Source organism: Alcanivorax sp. HI0083 (assembly GCF_001635175.1).
The window spans coordinates 1-2863 of sequence record NZ_LWFX01000681.1; the positions used below are offsets into that span (position 1 = coordinate 1).

Genomic DNA, 2863 nt, shown 5'->3' on the forward strand with positions numbered 1-2863 from the left:
CTGCTCAAGAATGGCCTCGAAGTGTTCTTCACGAAGTAGCTCACCAATGGTGGCGTCATCCTGTTCTGCGGCTTCCCATACGGCAAGACTCACGTCGCGTATGACGTCCTGCAATCCGCGGGCACTGAGCGCTTCCTGTAGCCACTGATCCACGACCTGTACAAGGCTGTCCTGATCTACCAGGTTGCCGAGCGGAATGTCGATAAGCAGGTCGCCCGCCTGGGCCATGAGGCCCTGCCAATGTTCCGGGGCCTGCAGCTGTTGGGTCAGATGTGCCTTGTGGGCATCGCGCAGTGCGCTAATCAGTGCGTCGGAGGGCATGGTGATACAACCTCATTGTTATTCGGTTCTGAATATTAGGAATGATCCTGGGCCTGGTGTATATCACGCAGGTTTCTGTTTCGCGGCGGAGCCCACCGCTCTGACAACCATATTGCGGCATTCGTACGACACTGTATGTAACCGGGAAGACTGTTGCCAGGGGCGCTAGTGCAAACGTTACGGGTGGGGGCGGGCCCGTGAAGTATTGCGACAGCATTTGGCAGGCAGCTGGGCGGGAGCCTGATGCTTTATTGATGCAGCGCAATGCTTGACACCCGAGTGTGGCGTTCAATGGTGCCGTGATGGCCTGTGAGGGGACTCACTCCGGGTTTTGTTAACAGAGGGGAAGAGTATGAAACTGCGCGGACAGGGAAAAAGTGTGCTGATGTTGTCATCAGTATTGTTGGCCGGGCCTGCGATGGCACATGAATCCGGTGATTTCATTGTACGCATGGGGGGCATCAAGGTTGTCCCTGATGTTAGCAGTGATGCGTTCGATCCGGCATTGCCAGCGGTTGGCGGGCTAGAGGTCGATGTGGACGATGATACCCAGCTGGGGCTGACGTTCGCTTACATGGTGACAGACAACATTGGTGTTGAACTGGTCGGGGCGACGCCGTTTACCCATGACATTGTTCTGGATACCGGTGGCGACGGGGTTGTGATTGGCGAAACCAGCCATTTGCCACCGACGCTGCTGGCCCAGTTTTATGCTCCCCAACTGGGACCTATGCGCGCGTATCTCGGGGCAGGGGTGAACTACACTCTGTTCTTTGATGAGAGCATCGATGATGCGGTAGTCAGCCCACTGGTGGGCGGGGCCGATGTGGATGTGAAGTTGAGCAATTCCATGGGCTTCGCTTGGGAAGTGGGGGCGGATTTCCTCATCAATGAAAACTGGCTGCTCAATGCCAGCGTCTGGAATATCGATATTGATACCGAAGCGCGGCTGTATGTGAATGACGCTCGGGTGGATAAAATCGATGTGGAAATTGACCCTTGGGTCTACATGGTCGGCGTGGGCTATCGTTTTTAGGGAGTGTTACGTTACGCGCTTCATGCAACACGTTGAGTGTTATAGAGAGTCACGCTGAAGTGGGGCATGGGCGGAGAGTACAGTTAACCATCTCCGCCCTCAGTCTTCTGGTTTGGCGTGTAGCGTGCGACGCGTTGCGTCCAGCGGATTTAACTAGTGAACAGGCCCTAAGCCATTTCTTCCAGGCATTCCGGAAATTGTTGCCGGAACACATCGTAGCCACCATCCAGGCTAACCACGTTGCTGAAACCTTGCTCGCCCAGCCAGTCTGCTGCGTTTTGGCTGCTGTTGCCGTGGTAGCAATACACCACCAGCGAATGATCCGGGGCCGTGTTGGTCAGAAACAGATCCACGTTGGCCTGACTTAAATGCACGGCGCCGCGCAAATGCCCGGCCGCAAAGCTGGCCGGATCGCGGATATCGATGAACAGGGCGTCACCCTGTTCAAACAGGGCCTTGCCGTCAGTGGGGCTGATTCGCGTTGCCATTGTCGATCCTTGCTTTGTCATCTTTCGGGGCGGGTGTTTCCTGCCGGGCAGCGGCGGCCTGTTGGTTTGCTGCTTGGGCGGTAGCGTTGGCCGCTTCTTTCTCGGCCAGCAAATCAGCAGGTGGATACTCGCATTCCAGCTTCATGCCGATGGCGTTTTCCAGTTCCGGCAGCAGGAAGGCGTCGTCTTCACAGGCGAAACTGATGGACATGCCGCTGGCACCTGCGCGGCCGGTTCGGCCAATGCGGTGCACGTAATCTTCCGGGTCTTCCGGCAGATTGTAGTTCACCACATGGGAGACACCATCGATGTGGATACCCCGGCCTGCCACGTCGGTGGCGATCAGCACCTGCAGATCGCCAGCACGGAAGCGCTCCAGGGTCTTGCTGCGCTGGGTCTGGGGTACGTCTCCGGAAATCAGGGAGACTTTCAGCCCTTTCTTGTGCAGCCGGTCGCTGACCCGGCGGGTAATGTCCCGGCGGTTTGCAAATACGATGACCTTGTCCATGTCCATGCCGGTGATCAGGTTATAAAGCAGCGTGAACTTGTCGTCGGTGTTGGTGATGTAGACCTTCTGTTCCACGGTGTCTGTGGTGACCTGGGTGGGTTCGATCTCCACCACTGCCGCGTCCTGGGTCCAGCGGCGGGACAGGTTCATCACATCGTCGTTGAAGGTGGCAGAGAACAGCTGGGTTTGGCGGTACTGGCTTTTTGGGGTCATGCCGACAATGCGCTTCACATCGGGAATGAAGCCCATGTCCAGCATGCGGTCGGCTTCGTCCAGCACCAGGAATTCCACCCGGTCGAGCCACAGGTCGCGGCGTTTGGCGAAGTCCAGTAGCCGCCCCGGGGTTGCCACCAGAATATCGATCAGCTTGTTTTGCAGGCGTTCCTGCTGGCGATTGAAATTCATGCCGCCGACGACACTCATCACCTGCAGGTCAGTGTGTTTGGCCAGTACCCTGGCGTCTTTCTCGATCTGCATGGCCAGCTCCCGGGTGGGGGCCACGATCAGTGC

3 protein-coding genes and 1 pseudogene are annotated in these 2863 nt (G+C 57.3%); 1 reads left to right on the forward strand and 3 read right to left on the reverse strand.

Annotated elements, in window-relative coordinates; translation table 11 throughout:
• Positions 1-321 (reverse strand): annotated as a pseudogene (locus tag A3754_RS06750) (hypothetical protein); the annotation flags it as partial.
• Between the two features lie 352 nt (positions 322-673).
• Between A3754_RS06750 and A3754_RS06755 the strand changes: the two are divergent.
• The gene (locus A3754_RS06755) at positions 674-1357 is read left to right on the forward strand and encodes an OmpW family protein (RefSeq protein ID WP_063519153.1); all 684 of its coding nucleotides are present in this window, start codon (positions 674-676) and stop codon (positions 1355-1357) included.
• A gap of 167 nt (positions 1358-1524) precedes the next feature.
• Here A3754_RS06755 and glpE read toward each other — a convergent pair whose 3' ends face one another.
• Complete coding sequence (gene glpE, locus A3754_RS06760; RefSeq protein ID WP_063519154.1) at positions 1525-1845, reverse strand: thiosulfate sulfurtransferase GlpE; 321 nt, start codon at positions 1843-1845, stop codon at positions 1525-1527.
• Positions 1820-2863: DEAD/DEAH box helicase (locus tag A3754_RS06765; protein WP_231880519.1), on the reverse strand; the 1044-nt coding region annotated here is incomplete at its 5' end. The genes glpE and A3754_RS06765, both read right to left, overlap by 26 nt.